13 protein-coding genes are annotated in these 13,569 nt (G+C 59.7%); 6 read left to right on the forward strand and 7 right to left on the reverse strand.

Annotated elements, in window-relative coordinates; translation table 11 throughout:
- On the reverse strand, positions 1–207 hold the full coding sequence (locus tag HYPMC_RS11540; protein WP_013948122.1) for a hypothetical protein: 207 nt from the start codon (positions 205–207) through the stop codon (positions 1–3).
- A 407-nt stretch (positions 208–614) separates the two neighbouring features.
- On the opposite strand from HYPMC_RS11540, the gene HYPMC_RS11545 reads away from it, so the two are divergent.
- Complete coding sequence (locus HYPMC_RS11545) at positions 615–836, forward strand: hypothetical protein (RefSeq protein WP_013948123.1); 222 nt, start codon at positions 615–617, stop codon at positions 834–836.
- A 396-nt stretch (positions 837–1,232) separates the two neighbouring features.
- A complete protein-coding gene (locus tag HYPMC_RS11550) occupies positions 1,233–2,000 on the forward strand; it encodes an arginyltransferase (protein ID WP_013948124.1) in 768 nt (255 codons plus the stop codon).
- Between the two features lie 81 nt (positions 2,001–2,081).
- On the opposite strand, the gene HYPMC_RS11555 is transcribed toward HYPMC_RS11550, so the two are convergent.
- Together HYPMC_RS11555 and parC are read right to left on the reverse strand one after the other, a co-directional pair.
- Entirely contained in the window at positions 2,082–2,468 is a 387-nt protein-coding gene (locus HYPMC_RS11555; RefSeq protein WP_244421022.1) for a hypothetical protein, read from the reverse strand.
- 144 nt (positions 2,469–2,612) lie between these two features.
- Positions 2,613–4,862 (reverse strand): DNA topoisomerase IV subunit A, encoded by a 2,250-nt coding sequence (parC, locus tag HYPMC_RS11560; protein ID WP_013948127.1) that lies wholly within the window; start codon positions 4,860–4,862, stop codon positions 2,613–2,615.
- A 235-nt stretch (positions 4,863–5,097) separates the two neighbouring features.
- On the opposite strand from parC, the gene HYPMC_RS11565 reads away from it, so the two are divergent.
- Both HYPMC_RS11565 and HYPMC_RS11570 read left to right on the forward strand, forming a co-directional pair.
- A complete protein-coding gene (locus HYPMC_RS11565) occupies positions 5,098–5,805 on the forward strand; it encodes a CAP domain-containing protein (protein ID WP_013948128.1) in 708 nt (235 codons plus the stop codon).
- A gap of 85 nt (positions 5,806–5,890) precedes the next feature.
- Positions 5,891–6,157, forward strand: coding sequence for a hypothetical protein (locus tag HYPMC_RS11570; RefSeq protein ID WP_155831241.1), 267 nt, complete (start codon positions 5,891–5,893; stop codon positions 6,155–6,157).
- Positions 6,158–6,267: 110 nt separating this feature from the next.
- On the opposite strand, the gene HYPMC_RS11575 is transcribed toward HYPMC_RS11570, so the two are convergent.
- Positions 6,268–7,062 (reverse strand): SDR family NAD(P)-dependent oxidoreductase, encoded by a 795-nt coding sequence (locus tag HYPMC_RS11575; protein ID WP_013948130.1) that lies wholly within the window; start codon positions 7,060–7,062, stop codon positions 6,268–6,270.
- Between the two features lie 322 nt (positions 7,063–7,384).
- On the opposite strand from HYPMC_RS11575, the gene HYPMC_RS11580 reads away from it, so the two are divergent.
- A complete protein-coding gene (locus HYPMC_RS11580) occupies positions 7,385–7,894 on the forward strand; it encodes a CYTH domain-containing protein (RefSeq protein ID WP_013948131.1) in 510 nt (169 codons plus the stop codon).
- A gap of 39 nt (positions 7,895–7,933) precedes the next feature.
- Here the strand turns inward: HYPMC_RS11580 and HYPMC_RS11585 are convergent, their stop codons facing one another.
- Together HYPMC_RS11585 and HYPMC_RS11590 are read right to left on the reverse strand one after the other, a co-directional pair.
- Positions 7,934–8,983, reverse strand: coding sequence for a L,D-transpeptidase (locus tag HYPMC_RS11585; protein WP_013948132.1), 1,050 nt, complete (start codon positions 8,981–8,983; stop codon positions 7,934–7,936).
- A 212-nt stretch (positions 8,984–9,195) separates the two neighbouring features.
- On the reverse strand, positions 9,196–9,471 hold the full coding sequence (locus HYPMC_RS11590; protein ID WP_013948133.1) for a metal-sensitive transcriptional regulator: 276 nt from the start codon (positions 9,469–9,471) through the stop codon (positions 9,196–9,198).
- An 82-nt stretch (positions 9,472–9,553) separates the two neighbouring features.
- Here HYPMC_RS11590 and HYPMC_RS11595 point away from each other — a divergent pair, with 82 nt between their 5' ends.
- On the forward strand, positions 9,554–12,004 hold the full coding sequence (locus tag HYPMC_RS11595; protein ID WP_029671016.1) for a heavy metal translocating P-type ATPase: 2,451 nt from the start codon (positions 9,554–9,556) through the stop codon (positions 12,002–12,004).
- Positions 12,005–12,118: 114 nt separating this feature from the next.
- On the opposite strand, the gene HYPMC_RS11600 is transcribed toward HYPMC_RS11595, so the two are convergent.
- Positions 12,119–13,423: an MFS transporter gene (locus tag HYPMC_RS11600; RefSeq protein WP_024276047.1), complete on the reverse strand. Its 1,305-nt coding sequence runs from the start codon at positions 13,421–13,423 to the stop codon at positions 12,119–12,121.
- Between the last annotated feature and the right edge of the window lie 146 nt (positions 13,424–13,569).

Genomic DNA, 13,569 nt, shown 5'->3' on the forward strand with positions numbered 1-13,569 from the left:
CTAGAGGTCGGCGGAGCGTCCGGCCATACCGCAGTGCCACTTCTGGATAACCCAGTTGGGGTGGTCACCAATCCACTTCGCCATCTCGATCTGACCGTTGGTCATGCACTGGCTGGCGCTGACGCTCTGACCTTCGAAATTCAGCGTGACGTCTTTGCAACGGCTCGGCTGGTCGATCAGGCAGACGGCGACGACGAGTTCGATCATGGGGCCTCCAGGTTTGAAGCGTTAATCGCTCGCGGGAGCGATTGCGGTGTGCCCTGGACGGTTCCTCTGATCGTTTTTTATTCGTTTTTGGACTGATCGAGCCAAGTATGCGGGAAATTTTCCCGTGCACAAGAACAAGGCTGTCGCACTTTCTGCCTAATCTGTGGTCAGGAATATTTGCCGCGGCTCCTGTTGCGGATTGGCCCTCATGTCGCCTTCAAAGCGTATCGAATTTGCCACGGTTTGGCCTTGCCACTCTCTTCCTCGCGGCAGATAAGCAGCGCGGATGCCACATCCGATTCGATTTTCACCAAAAGCGCGCATGGTCGTCTTGTGCGGATGGGGGTGTCGGGGCGATGTGATCGGGCGAGTCGCAGAGGCAAGTTTCTAAGGCGGCAGATCAGCATATGACTACTCAAAGTGTCGAGCGGGCCGAAGGCGCGGCGTGGGATGATGCGCGCGCATCCGGAACTCTTACCGTCGGTTGGTTTGTGCGCCGTTCGGCGCTCTGGATGGGCATCATGTTCGTTGCCCTTGTCCTGGCGTGCACCCTTTACGGCGTGGCGAGCCAAGTCGGCGCGGACGGCGCCCGCATCCCGAGAGCGCCCTCGCCGGAATTCAAGGTTTAGATTTCCGGTCATTACGGATAATCCGGATTTGGACTATCGGTGCAGCGCATTCGCCCCGGCGCCGAGGGAGGCCTGTCTGGAGCCGGCTGGTTCCTCCGCAATGGACCTTTGCTGCGCGATTGCGATGCGCCGCGGTATGCGAATTCCCGGCATGCAGGCACAGGGGCGTCCCATCTCGGGGCACCCACTTCAGGTTAAGTTGCCTACAAAACGCAGCGCCTTGCGCGCATGACTGGCACCCGCATTGTCGAAAAAGGCGTATTTTGCTCAGCTATGCTTCTACAATTTTGCCTGACATTCACTATTGATGCTGCGTAGTGATCTCCAGCACCTTGAATTTGGAGTCTTCATCCTCCTATCATCAGTAATCGCTGGAGCCCTGAGGGACGCGTCTGAATGACGGAGCAGCAAAAGAAGTTTCCAGAATTCTACGTGACGGCGCCGCAGCCGTGCCCCTACTTACCAGGCAAGCTCGAACGCAAGCTTTTCACGCACCTGACGCACGACAAGCCGCCTGAGCTTGTCGATCGCCTTTTGACCACCGGCTTCCGACGCAGCCAGAACATCGCCTACGTGCCTTATTGCGAAGGCTGCCAAGCCTGCGTCTCCGTTCGCGTGCTCGCCGACCAGTTCGAGCCCGACCGCTCGATGCGACGGGCATGGAAAAGGAATTCGCGTCTCGTCGCCCAGCGTACGGCACCGACGCCGACCATGGAGCAGTTCCGGCTGTTTCGCGCCTACATCGACGCGCGCCATAGCGACGGCGGCATGGCCGACATGACGATGCTCGACTATCGCATGATGGTCGAAGATACGGTCATCGAGACGTTCCTTACCGAATATCGCGAAAAGCCCGAGGGGGCCGAAGATCTCGACTTCGATACCTGGCCGCTCAAAGCAGTTGCGCTGTGCGACCGGCTGAGCGACGGCATTTCGATGGTCTACAGCTTCTATGATCCTGACGATGTCGATGCGGGCCTTGGAACGTACATGATCCTCGAACACCTTGCCTTTGCGCGCCGGATCGGACTGCCCTACGTCTATCTCGGCTATTGGATCGAGGGTTCGCGGAAGATGGCGTACAAGACACGCTTCAAGCCGCAGGAACGTCTTGGCCCCGACCGCTGGGAACGCGCGCCTGACGACGAAGACATTCCGCGGTAATTGCGCCTGCCACACCTCGGATGCCGATGGAGCGTGTCCTGAGCTTTATGCCGAGGGATGACAGATAAGTACCGAACTCGATCAATTCGCGAGTTCGGCATCGAGCTTCTGGAACATGTAGGCCCACTTCGCCGATAGCGTATCGATGAGCTTTTTCATGTGCTCGCGCAAATCCTGCATGCGTGCGCAATCGGGCGTGTCGGCCTCGGCCCCCTGCTGGCCCATCATGGCGATCTCGGACAGCAATTCGTTGGTCGTCTGGTCATAGATGACGGTTTTATCGTCTCTTACGAACGGCTTTGCCTTTTCCATGAACTCGTCATGGCTCCAGTGCCGCTTGTCTTTCAGCGCGCGCAGTTTTTCCTGGAAGGGCGGGCGGTTCTTCAAATTAAGGTCGCGCAGGCTTCCGGCCGCCTCTTCGACGACCGCTTCAAAGTCTTCCTTCGAGCAACCCGTCGTCGCCTCCACGGCGCATGCGGCCGACCCGGCACACGCTATCGCCAGCAACGAGACCCCGGCCCTGGAAGCCGTCCGTTTCAGATACCCACCCATAGCCGGCAGTCGTAGCTTCGCGCAGCGAATGCCACAAGGTCCGGCAGTCAACAGGTGTGACTAAAATCGGGGACCGAACGAATTTGACCGCGGGAAGCCCTTGGGCGCCACCTTGCCTGCTTGGGCGCGCTCCCCGACCCATTCCTTCAGTTCGCTCCACGACAGCGAAAATTCGCGGCCGGCGCTGTCGAGCCAGGTCAGGCCGTTGGACTTTTTGAACACGCGCGCATCCGACAGCGCGCCGTCCTTGATCCGCTGCAGGATGACGCCCTTGCCGCGGGTCATTTCGTTGACCTCGTCGAGCTTGAAAACGAGCATCTTGCGGTTCTCGCCGATGGTCGCGACGTAGTCGCCATCAACCGGCACGCAAACTCGGGCTTCCTCGGGTTCGCTGACGTTCAGGACCTGCTTGCCCTTGCGCGTCGCGGCGATGACTTCGGCTTCCGGCACGATGAAGCCGTAAGCGCCGGTCGAGGCGACGAGCAGCTTGCGCGACGGATCGTGGACGAACAGCTCGGCGATATCGTGGTTTTCTTCAAGATCGATCATAAGGCGGAGTGGCTCGCCGTGACCGCGCCCGCCCGGCAGCGAACCCGCTTCGAGCGTGAAGAATTTACCGTTCGTTGCGAAGAGCACGAGCTTGTCGGTCGTGAACGCCTTCAAGGCGCGTTTCAGGCCGTCGCCCTGCTTGAATTCGAGCTTCGACAGGTCGTCCTGGTGGCCCTTCAGCGCGCGCACCCAGCCCTTCTCAGACATGATGACGGTGATCGGCTCTTTCTCGACGAGCGCCGCATCGAGATCGATGTCGATGTCGGGCATGTCGGCGAATGACGAGCGGCGGCGGCCGAGCGGCGTCTTCTTGGAATACTTTTCGCGCGTTTCCTTGACCTCTTCGGAGACGCGCTCCCATTGCAGTTCTTCCGACTTCAGAAGCTGCTTCAATTCGCGGCGTTCTTTCGAAAGCTTGTCGTGCTCAGCCTTGATCTCGACTTCTTCGAGCCTCGACAGCGAGCGCAAGCGCAGGTTCAGGATCGCTTCGGCTTGGACGTCGCTCAAGTTGAATTTCGACATCAACTTGGCTTTGGGATCGTCCTCGCGGCGGATGATCCGGATCACCTCGTCGATGTTGAGGTAGGCGATCAGGTAGCCGTCGAGCACTTCAAGACGATGCTCGATCTTTTTCAGGCGGTACGTCGAACGGCGAACCAGAACCTCGATGCGATGCTCCAGCCACTGCCAGAGCACGTCGCGCAGATCGAGCACATTCGGGATCTGGCCACCCGACAGCACGTTCATGTTGAGGCTGACGCGCACTTCAAGCTCGGTCGCGCGGAACAGGCTTTCCATCAGCAGGATGGGATCGACCGTGCGGCTCTTGGGTTCGAGCACTAGGCGGATCTCTTCGGCGCTTTCGTCACGGACATCGCCTAAGAGCTGAAGCTTTTTCTCGCTCATCAGGTCGGCGATCTTTTCGATCAGCTTCGCCTTCTGCACGCCGTAGGGAATTTCGGTGACGACGATCTGATAGCCGCCGCGCCCAGTCTCTTCCTTGTCCCAGCGCGCGCGCAAGCGAAAGCCGCCGCGGCCAGTCTTATAGGCTTCGAGGATCTGGGCGCGCGGCTCGACGATCACGCCGCCGGTCGGAAAGTCAGGACCGGGAACCAACTCGACAAGTTTCTCGATCGTGGCGTTCGGATGCTTGATGAGATGCAGAAGCGCGGCACACAATTCGTCGACATTGTGCGGCGGGATGTTCGTCGCCATGCCGACCGCGATGCCGGACGATCCGTTCGCCAACAAATTGGGAAAAGCAGCCGGCAGCACGACCGGCTCTTCGACGCGGCCGTCGTAGTTGGGACGGAAGTCGACCGTCTCCTCGTCGATGCCTTCGAGGATCAACGCCGCAGTGTCGGTCATGCGCGCTTCGGTGTAACGCTCAGCAGCCGGATTATCGCCGTCGATATTGCCGAAGTTGCCCTGGCCATCGACCAGCGGATAGCGCACCGCGAAATCCTGCGCCAAACGCGCAAGAGCGTCGTAGATCGCCTGGTTGCCGTGCGGGTGATAGTCGCCCATCACCTCGCCCACGATCTTGGCGCATTTGATGAAGCCGCCCTCGGGATTGAGCCTAAGCTCGCGCATAGCATAAAGTATGCGCCGATGAACGGGCTTCAGGCCGTCGCGCACGTCGGGCAGCGCACGGTGCATGATGGTCGAAAGGGCGTAGGCCAGATAGCGCTCTTCGAGAGCAGTTCTGAGCTCGACGGGCTCAATGGGGCCATCGCCCGGAAGAATCGGTTTGTCACTCATGGCGCATCCCTCTACAGCGCTGCCGAGGCGCGCTCAAGCCTAGGGCAGCGCTGCGGACGGCAAGAGTTGCAGGGACGCGCCATTTGGGCGCAATGCGGCACAAGTCCCCGAGCCGAGCGGCGCGACACAAAATCCACAGTCCGTTGGGCTCCTTGATCGGACGGGATAGCATCCGCATGTGAGGGCCGCTATTCCTCTTAGAACCAGGGGATCAGATGGCCAGAATGGATGAACGATGGCGGCGCTCGTGCCAGACCTGCCTCAGGTTGAAAAACACATCGTCGAAATGACGAACGAAGTGCGTCGGGAAAAAAATCTGCCGGCGCTGAAGGTCAATGCCATGCTGGCCAAGGCCGCGCGCGCATTTGCGCAGAAGGTGGCAACGAGCGGCAAGTTTTCACACACCGCAGACGGCCGGACACCGGCCCAGCGCGCCGAGAGCGTCGGTTACAAACATTGCGATATCGCCGAAAACCTCGCGATGGACCAGAACATCGGCGGCTTCGATACTGGCGAGCTTGCGTTGCAAGCCATTGCTGGCTGGATGAACTCACCGCCGCATCGCGCCAACATTCTTCGCGCCAGCGTGTCCGAAATCGGCGTCGGCGTTGCGCGCGCTCCAGGCGCCAAGCCGAAGTTCATATCGGTCGAATTGTTCGGCCAGCCTGCTTCGAAAATCTTGACATTCCAGATCAAGAATTTCGCAATGGTGGAACTCAGCTATTCCTATGGAAGCAAGACCTATGACCTGAAGCCTGGAGTTTCTGTCGTTCACTCATCGTGCTCGCAACAGCAGCTCCTTATTACCAAGCCTGGCGGCGTCTTCTCGTCGGCAACGGAAATCGCGAAGGTAACGGCGGAAAACAAAAAACTTTACACACTCAAGCCGGATGCCTCGGGCGAGCCGAAGCTGGAAATTGTCGCCCGTTCAGCGGAACCATGAGCGGTCTGAAAATTAATCCGTGAAGAAACTTTTCCGGCCGCATCGCGTTACAACAAGATTCTGCTAAAAAACGAAAAAGGGAGGGATGCCTGTGCAAACCCGCCAACTTCTCATCTTCATTGCGCTTAGCCTGATCGCTGCGGGCGTCGTCATCGGCGCCGTGACGGCCTATCGGCATTCACACACGGAAGTGCTTGTCGATACGCCGGCTGCGAAAGTCGAAACCAATAAGCCGGGCGGCGAGACAACGATCGATGCGCCTTATACGCATATCGAAAAGGGCAATGAAGGCACGAAGATCGAAGCTCCCGGCGTAAAGATCGAAGTGCCACCTAAGCAGCCGCAGAATTGATCTCCAGATCGAGCTGTGGTGCTCCGGGCAGTCACGCGTAACTGTCCCGAGCATCCGCTTTTCATCTGCGCAATGGCTCCTCGGCATGACGCCGAGGAGGCCGGCTGCGATCAGCCAATGGTTCTAAGAATGCCACCTTCAACGCGGAGCGCTGCACCATTGGTGGCGGAGGCTTCTTTGGACGCCGCGTACACAACCATGTTGGCGACTTCTTCGACGCTCGCGAACCGCTGAACAAGCGATGTTGGGCGGTGTTCTTTCACGAACGTTGCAGCCATCTCGTCCGTGCTCTTGCCTGCAGCTTCGGCCATCGACTTCAAGAAGTCATCGACACCTTCGGAGAGCGTCGGCCCCGGAAGGACGGAATTGACGGTGACGTTGGTTCCGGCCGTCAGTTGAGCGACGCCTTGGGCAATCGAGAGCTGCGCGGTCTTGGTAAACCCATAATGGATCATCTCGACGGGAATGTTCACCGCCGACTCCGACGAGATGAAGATCACGCGGCCCCAGTTACGCTCAAGCATACCCTTCAGGTAGCCGCGCGTCAGGCGCACGCCGGACATCACGTTCGTCTCGAAGAAGCGCATCCAATCTGCGTCAGGAATTTCGAAGAAGGGCTTCGGCTCGAAGATGCCGGCATTGTTGATCAGGATATCGACTGACGGCACCGCCTTGATCAAGGCATCGCAGCCCGCTGCGGTTGCGACGTCGGCAGCGACACCCGTAACAGCCGCGGCGTTGCATGCCTTGTGCACGGCGGCGATGCCCTTATCGACCGTCTCCTGCTTGCGGCCATTGATCACCACTTTGGCGCCGGCCTGAGCTAAGCTTTTCGCGATGGCCAGTCCGATACCGGCCGTCGAGCCAGTTACGAGGGCGGTCTTATCGGTCAAATCGATTTTCATGGGCCGGTTCCGGTTTGGAGGGTTTATGTACCTTAGATCGGATTTTCCGAACAATATGCAAGAGCAATGTTTTCGTCGCGTTCTCTTGGCCTGGATCAATGGCAAACGGAGCGCGCGGACCTAACTGCTACGTTGCGACGGCGGGAGAGTTCCGCTTGGTCGCAAACTCCCGCCGGCTCGGCTCCAACAGGTCGTCGCATGCGGTTCCAACAATTCGTACTGCTCCGGAAACCAAGCAGCAACATTCCGGCCGTCAGAACGAGCTACAGTCTGTGCGACGCGTCGCAGTTCTTCGTTTGCGGCACGGACGACGGGAGACCGCATGGCACTCGAAATCGAACGAAAATTTCTGATCCATGACGCCTCCTGGAGAGAGGCGGTGACGGGTTCTGAACGCATTCTGCAGGGCTATTTCGCGCGCACGCCGCTGCTCCGAGCCCGCATTCGCATCTACGGTGACAAGGGCTACATCACGCTCAAAAGCGAACCGGGCATGCTGGTCCGGCATGAATACGAATATGAGATTCCGAAAGCCGACGCTGTCGAGATGATCAAGCAGTTCAGCGTCGAGCCGATCATCAGCAAGATGCGCTACGATGTGCCCTATGGCGGCGTCGTATGGAGTGTCGACGTCTTCGAAGGCGCGAATAAAGGTCTGGTGCTCGCCGAAGCCGAACTCAAAAGTCCGGATCAGGCGCTGGCGTTGCCGCAGTGGGCCGGGCGCGAAGTGACCAACGACCGCCGCTACGGCAATTCCAACCTCGCGCGCTATCCGTTCATCACTTGGGACAAGAACGGCAATCCGCCGCCGGAGAAAGACGACGATGCATAGGCGCTACGATGCCTTTGGCCCCGCACACGTGGCATTGCGTCAATGCCAGCCATTATAAGGGTCCCAGCCATCGTCCTCGGCTTGCCGTTCTGACTGACGATTGATGATGTGCGGCGATTGCGGGTCCGCTTTCTGCGCAGCCGCGGAGGTCTTCACCGACGGCCGCTCAGCCGGCTTCGACCGCGACTTCTCTGAGGAAGCCACGCGACCGCTCAGCGAGCGCACGATCGTCACCTCGGTTCCCACATGCACAAGAGACGCCAGATGCAGAACGTTCGCGTTCATCATACGGAAGCAACCTGACGACATCGCCTTGCCGATCGACTTCGGCTCGTTGGTGCCGTGGATGCGATACAGCGTGTTACCGAGATAGATTGCCTTGGCGCCGAGCGGATTGCCGATGCCGCCGAGCATGCGTACAGGAAGTCCCGGCTGGCGCCGGCGCATTTCTGCGGGCGGATACCAATCCGGCCAATCGGCAATGCGGGACACTTTTTCCTTACCGGTCCAGGCAAAACCCTGACGGCCGACGCCGATCGAATAGGCGTAAGCCGTGCGCGTGTTGAGCACGTAGTAGAGTTTGCGCGCGCTGGTATCGATGACGATGGAGCCCGGCGCATAAGGCGCGTTGAAGGCCACCTTCGGCGGCGCCACAGGACGGATGTAAGGCCGCGATCCGCCGCTGACGCCCTGCGACCTGCTTAACCGCTCTTCTTCTTCGCGAGAGGGCGCTGCGTCCCACGCGCCATCATCGTCGCGATCGTATCCATATTTATCGTAGCCGTCGCTGCCGTAGACCCGCCGCCCCGGATAGGGCGCGTAATAGCCGCCGTCGCGGTTGCCGTTGTAGCGGGGATCGTAGCGGCGCGGGTCGCTGTCGGGATCGCCGTAGCGATTATCGGCGCGCGGGCCGTCTTGCTGATCGAAGTAGCGATCGTCATCCTGCGGTTCGTCGTAGCCATACTGGGAATAGCCCTGCACGGGTGCGCCGCGTGGGTCATTCCATTGTTGCCACTGCTGGGCTGAGGCCAGGGTCGACGAACCGGCTAACGCCGACACGCCGACGATCGACAGAATGATTGCTTTCATTGAATCCCGCGCATTCTTTGATTTACCCGTAGGGCAGTCATGGCTGAACAGATCGGAACGCCATTTCCGCCGTTCAACATGTGATGTCTGAAGTCGTCATCGGCGTGGCAAATCAATGGCATCGACGCATGGGCGGTATTTCAAATTGTAACGAAGAAACGCTCAATGTTGATAAAAGCCGATTTTCCTTGTCTGACGAAAGTTGATCCAGGTCAGCGCGAAGAGCGGGCCAACACATCCATTAATTCCGCCACCTTACGGCGCTGCTCAGCCGAGTTGCCGCTGGCGATCGCGTGCTCGACACAATGTGCAACGTGATCTTTCAGAACTTCCTCTTCGAGACGGCGAAGGGCGGCGCGAACGGCCGAGATCTGCGTGACGACGTCGATGCAATACCGGTCATCCTCGACCATCTTGGCGATGCCACGCACCTGACCTTCGATCCGGCTCAGGCGTTTCAAGCAAGCGGCTTTTGTCTGTTTCTGCATGCCTTGACGTATACCCTATGGGGGTATATCTGTCAAATGATACCCTAGGCGGGTATGAGGAATGGATCAAGGATGCGGAACGATGGCGGCAGGTAAACCGACCGACGGACACGATCACAGTGGCCAAAACGGGCATAGCTGCTGCTCGCATCAGGGCGCGAAAGACGACGCGGCTGCTCAGACGCACGATCACGCCCATCACGATCATTCGGGTCATAGTCACGGCGTGGCCGCGCACATGGCGAAGGATCCCGTGTGCGGCATGAGCGTCGATCCCGCTACGGCGAAGCACCGCGCTGAGCATGGGGGACAGACTTATTATTTCTGTTCCGCCGGATGCCGGACGAAGTTTCTCGCCGAGCCTGCGAAATATCTGAAACCCGCCGAAGCGCGCACTGAGAACGTCCCCGCCGGCACGATCTACACCTGCCCGATGCATCCGCAGATCCGCCAGGTCGGGCCGGGCTCATGTCCGATTTGCGGCATGGCGCTCGAACCCGAGATCGTATCGGCCGAGGCCAAGCCGAACCCCGAGCTTGAGGATATGACGCGACGACTGAAGATTGGCTTCGCGCTAGCGCTTCCGGTGTTCGTGCTCGAAATGGGCGGACACATCGTCGATCTGCACCACCTCATCAGCCCAACGGTTTCGAATTGGATACAGCTCGTGCTCGCCACGCCTGTCGTGCTGTGGGCGGGTTTTCCGTTCTTTGAGCGCGGCTGGAAATCGCTTCAGACGCGCAATCTCAATATGTTCACGCTGATCGCACTCGGTACCGGCGTGGCATGGCTCTATAGCATCGTTGCGACGCTGGCGCCGAGCTTGTTTCCGGAAAGCCTGCGCACCATGGATGGCGCGGCGCCGGTTTATTTCGAAGCGGCTGCGGTCATTACGGTGCTGGTTCTCGTCGGCCAAGTTCTTGAGCTTCGAGCGCGCGACCAGACGAGCAGCGCCATCCGATCGCTGCTCAATCTTGCTCCCAAGACGGCGCGGCGCATCAAGGCCGATAATTCCGAAGAAGAAGTGCAAGTCGAGACCATCGTCGTCGGCGATAAACTGCGCGTGCGTCCCGGTGAAAGCATACCGGTCGACAGCGAAGTCATCGATGGCAAAAGCAACGTCGATGAATCGATGGTGACCGGCGAATCCATGCCCGTCAGCAAAACGGCCGGTGCGAAGGTGATCGGCGGCACGATCAACGGCTCGGGCGCGCTCGTCATTCGCGCCGAAAAGGTCGGCCGCGATACGATGCTGGCGCGCATCGTCCAAATGGTGGCGGATGCACAGCGCAGCCGCGCGCCGATCCAGCGATTGGCCGATCAGGTTGCAAGCTGGTTCGTGCCGCTGGTCTTAGGCGTCGCAGTATTGGCGTTCATCGCGTGGATGGCGTTTGGTCCGGAGCCGCGGTTTTCATATGCTCTCATCGCAGCGGTCTCAGTGCTGATCATCGCGTGCCCCTGCGCGCTTGGTCTTGCAACGCCAATGTCGATCATGGTCGGCGTCGGACGCGGTGCACGCGCGGGCGTTCTGATCAAGAACGCCGAAGCTCTGGAGCGGATGGAAAAGATCGACACGCTCGTCGTCGACAAGACCGGCACGCTGACTGAAGGCAAGCCGAAGGTCACTGCGATCCGCACCACGTCCCGTGTTGACGAAGCCGAGCTTTTGAAGCTCGCGGCAAGTCTTGAACAGGCGAGTGAGCATCCGCTCGGCGCGGCCGTCGTCGCTGCCGCGCGCGAACGCAATATCGCGCTTTCGCCGGTCAGCGACTTTGCAGCACCGTCGGGCAAAGGCGTCAGCGGCACCATCGACGGCCGCGCAGTCGTTATCGGCAACAGGAAGATCATCGACGAAGCCGGCATCTCTACGTCGTCACTCGATGCAGATGCGGAAAAGCTGCGCGCCGACGGCGCGACGGCGGTCTACGTCGCGATCGATGGGCAGGCAGCGGGTATCATTGCGGTCGCCGATCCCATCAAGGCGACGACGGCATCGGCGCTCAAAAAACTCAAAGCCAGCGGTATTCATGTCGTCATGCTGACGGGCGACAATACCACGACGGCGAAGGCTGTCGCCGGCAAGCTCGGCATCGACGACGTCAAGGCGGATGTGCTGCCGGAAGACAAGGCGCGCATCGTCAACGAATACAAAGGTCGCGGCCACGCCGTTGCGATGGCGGGCGACGGCGTCAATGACGCCCCTGCTCTCGCCGCCGCCGACGTCGGCATCGCGATGGGAACGGGCACCGACGTCGCGATCGAAAGCGCGGGCGTTACGCTGCTCAAAGGCGATCTCGAAGGCATCGCGAAAGCGCGTCGGCTGTCCGAAGCCACGATGTCGAACATCCGGCAAAACCTGTTCTTCGCTTTCATCTATAACGCCGCGGGCGTACCGATTGCGGCAGGCGTGCTCTATCCGGTCTTTGGTTTGCTGCTATCGCCCGTCATCGCGGCTGCAGCGATGGCGATGTCGTCCGTCAGCGTGATCGGAAATGCGCTGCGTTTGCGGGCCGTGGATATAGATCAGGGATAGCAACTGACGGGTCGGGGGGATCGCGATGACGCTCAGTCTCGATGCGTTTCTGTTAGTGCTCGGGCGCGTCGGCTTATTGATCGCCGCGGCTTACGCTGTCTGATTATTCACACCTTACGTTGTTGCTTTGGCATCGAGCATCGCGGGCGCACTCTCGGGTTTCTTCAGTGACAAAATGAGCAGCGACGCGGCGAGGCACGCAATTCCCGCGGCAAAGAACGCCGGCAGATAGGTTGCGAACTCAGTGCGCGTCAACCCTGCGCCATATGCCGCCGTCGCTGCGCCGATCTGATGACCAGCGAAGATCCAGCCGAAGATGACATTGGTTTTTTCAGGCCCGAAATAGCGCGTCGTCAGCTTGACCGTGGGCGGCACGGTCGCGATCCAATCGAGGCCGTAGAACATCGCGAAAAGCGACAGACCGTAAAATGTGAAGTCGGTGTACGGCAGATAAAGCAGCGATAGCCCGCGCAGGCCGTAATACCAGAAGAGCAGCCAGCGGTTGTCGAAACGATCCGATAGCCAGCCCGAGCCGATGGTGCCGAAGAAATCGAAGACGCCCATCATCGCGAGCACGCTCGCCGCCGCGACGGATGCGAGGCCGTAATCGCCGCACAGCGCGATGAAATGCGTCTGGATCAGGCCGGTCGTGCTTACGCCACAGATGAAGAACGTGCCGAACAGCACCCAGAATGCTCCGCTTGTGGAGACCTCCTTCAGGACCAACAACGGCGTCAGCAACAGCGCAGCAAAATTCTCAGTGTGCGGCGGCGTGGGAACGATGTCCTTCGCGCCGTAAGGTGGCAGGCCGATATCGGCGGGGCGGTCGCGCATCAAGAGCCAGACGACGATGGCAGCAACGGCGATCACCGCACAGATGAACCCGACGGAGAGACGCCATCCGTAAAGCGCCGTAAGCTTGGCGAGCAGCGGTAGAAAGACCAGCTGGCCGGTTGCCGTGCTGGCAGACAGCATGCCCATCACCAGGCCGCGCCGCTCGGAGAACCAGCGTGTCGCGACCGTGGCGCCGAGCACCATCGCCGTCAGTCCCGTTCCAAATCCGACGCCGACGCCCCACAGCAGAACGAGTTGCCAGAGGCTGGTCATCTCCAACGACGCGGCGAGCACGGCGGCGACGATGACGAGCGCCGTCAGCACCATGCGGCGAATGCCGAAGCGGTTCATGAACGCGGCCGCGAATGGCCCCATCAACCCAAAAAGGATGAAACGGATGGCCAACGCCGATGAGATCTCCGACGTCTTCCAGCCGAATTCTTTTTCGAGCGGGACGATAAAAACGCCCGGCGCACCCACAGCGCCTGCCGTCACGAGCATGGTGAGGAATGCCGCGGCGGCAACGGCCCAGCCGTAGTGGATGTTTTTTCGCGCCATCGTTGCGGCGAGCGCCGAAGAGATCATGAAGGCCCCAAACCCGTATTCGCGTTTAACACATGCCGAGGTTTTTATATTATGTTCATAATAAAAATCCAGCGCGACGCCGCCGCGTGCCATAGCGGGCAACCCGGGAACAGGATTTCATTAAGGAAATCATTAACTTCAAACTG

It is taken from the genome of Hyphomicrobium sp. MC1, assembly GCF_000253295.1.
In the GTDB taxonomy this organism is placed as follows: Bacteria; Pseudomonadota; Alphaproteobacteria; order Rhizobiales; family Hyphomicrobiaceae; genus Hyphomicrobium_B.

What these genes read in the sequence shown, in the direction of transcription:
- HYPMC_RS11540 (WP_013948122.1), bottom strand. Translation starts at nt 207, where the DNA reads ATGATCGAACTCGTCGTCGCCGTCTGCCTGATCGACCAGCCGAGCCGT.
- HYPMC_RS11545 (WP_013948123.1), top strand. Translation starts at nt 615, where the DNA reads ATGACTACTCAAAGTGTCGAGCGGGCCGAAGGCGCGGCGTGGGATGAT.
- HYPMC_RS11550 (WP_013948124.1), top strand. Translation starts at nt 1,233, where the DNA reads ATGACGGAGCAGCAAAAGAAGTTTCCAGAATTCTACGTGACGGCGCCG.
- parC (WP_013948127.1), bottom strand. Translation starts at nt 4,862, where the DNA reads ATGAGTGACAAACCGATTCTTCCGGGCGATGGCCCCATTGAGCCCGTC.
- HYPMC_RS11565 (WP_013948128.1), top strand. Translation starts at nt 5,098, where the DNA reads ATGGCGGCGCTCGTGCCAGACCTGCCTCAGGTTGAAAAACACATCGTC.
- HYPMC_RS11570 (WP_155831241.1), top strand. Translation starts at nt 5,891, where the DNA reads ATGCCTGTGCAAACCCGCCAACTTCTCATCTTCATTGCGCTTAGCCTG.
- HYPMC_RS11575 (WP_013948130.1), bottom strand. Translation starts at nt 7,062, where the DNA reads ATGAAAATCGATTTGACCGATAAGACCGCCCTCGTAACTGGCTCGACG.
- HYPMC_RS11580 (WP_013948131.1), top strand. Translation starts at nt 7,385, where the DNA reads ATGGCACTCGAAATCGAACGAAAATTTCTGATCCATGACGCCTCCTGG.
- HYPMC_RS11585 (WP_013948132.1), bottom strand. Translation starts at nt 8,983, where the DNA reads ATGAAAGCAATCATTCTGTCGATCGTCGGCGTGTCGGCGTTAGCCGGT.
- HYPMC_RS11590 (WP_013948133.1), bottom strand. Translation starts at nt 9,471, where the DNA reads ATGCAGAAACAGACAAAAGCCGCTTGCTTGAAACGCCTGAGCCGGATC.
- HYPMC_RS11595 (WP_029671016.1), top strand. Translation starts at nt 9,554, where the DNA reads ATGGCGGCAGGTAAACCGACCGACGGACACGATCACAGTGGCCAAAAC.
- HYPMC_RS11600 (WP_024276047.1), bottom strand. Translation starts at nt 13,423, where the DNA reads ATGATCTCTTCGGCGCTCGCCGCAACGATGGCGCGAAAAAACATCCAC.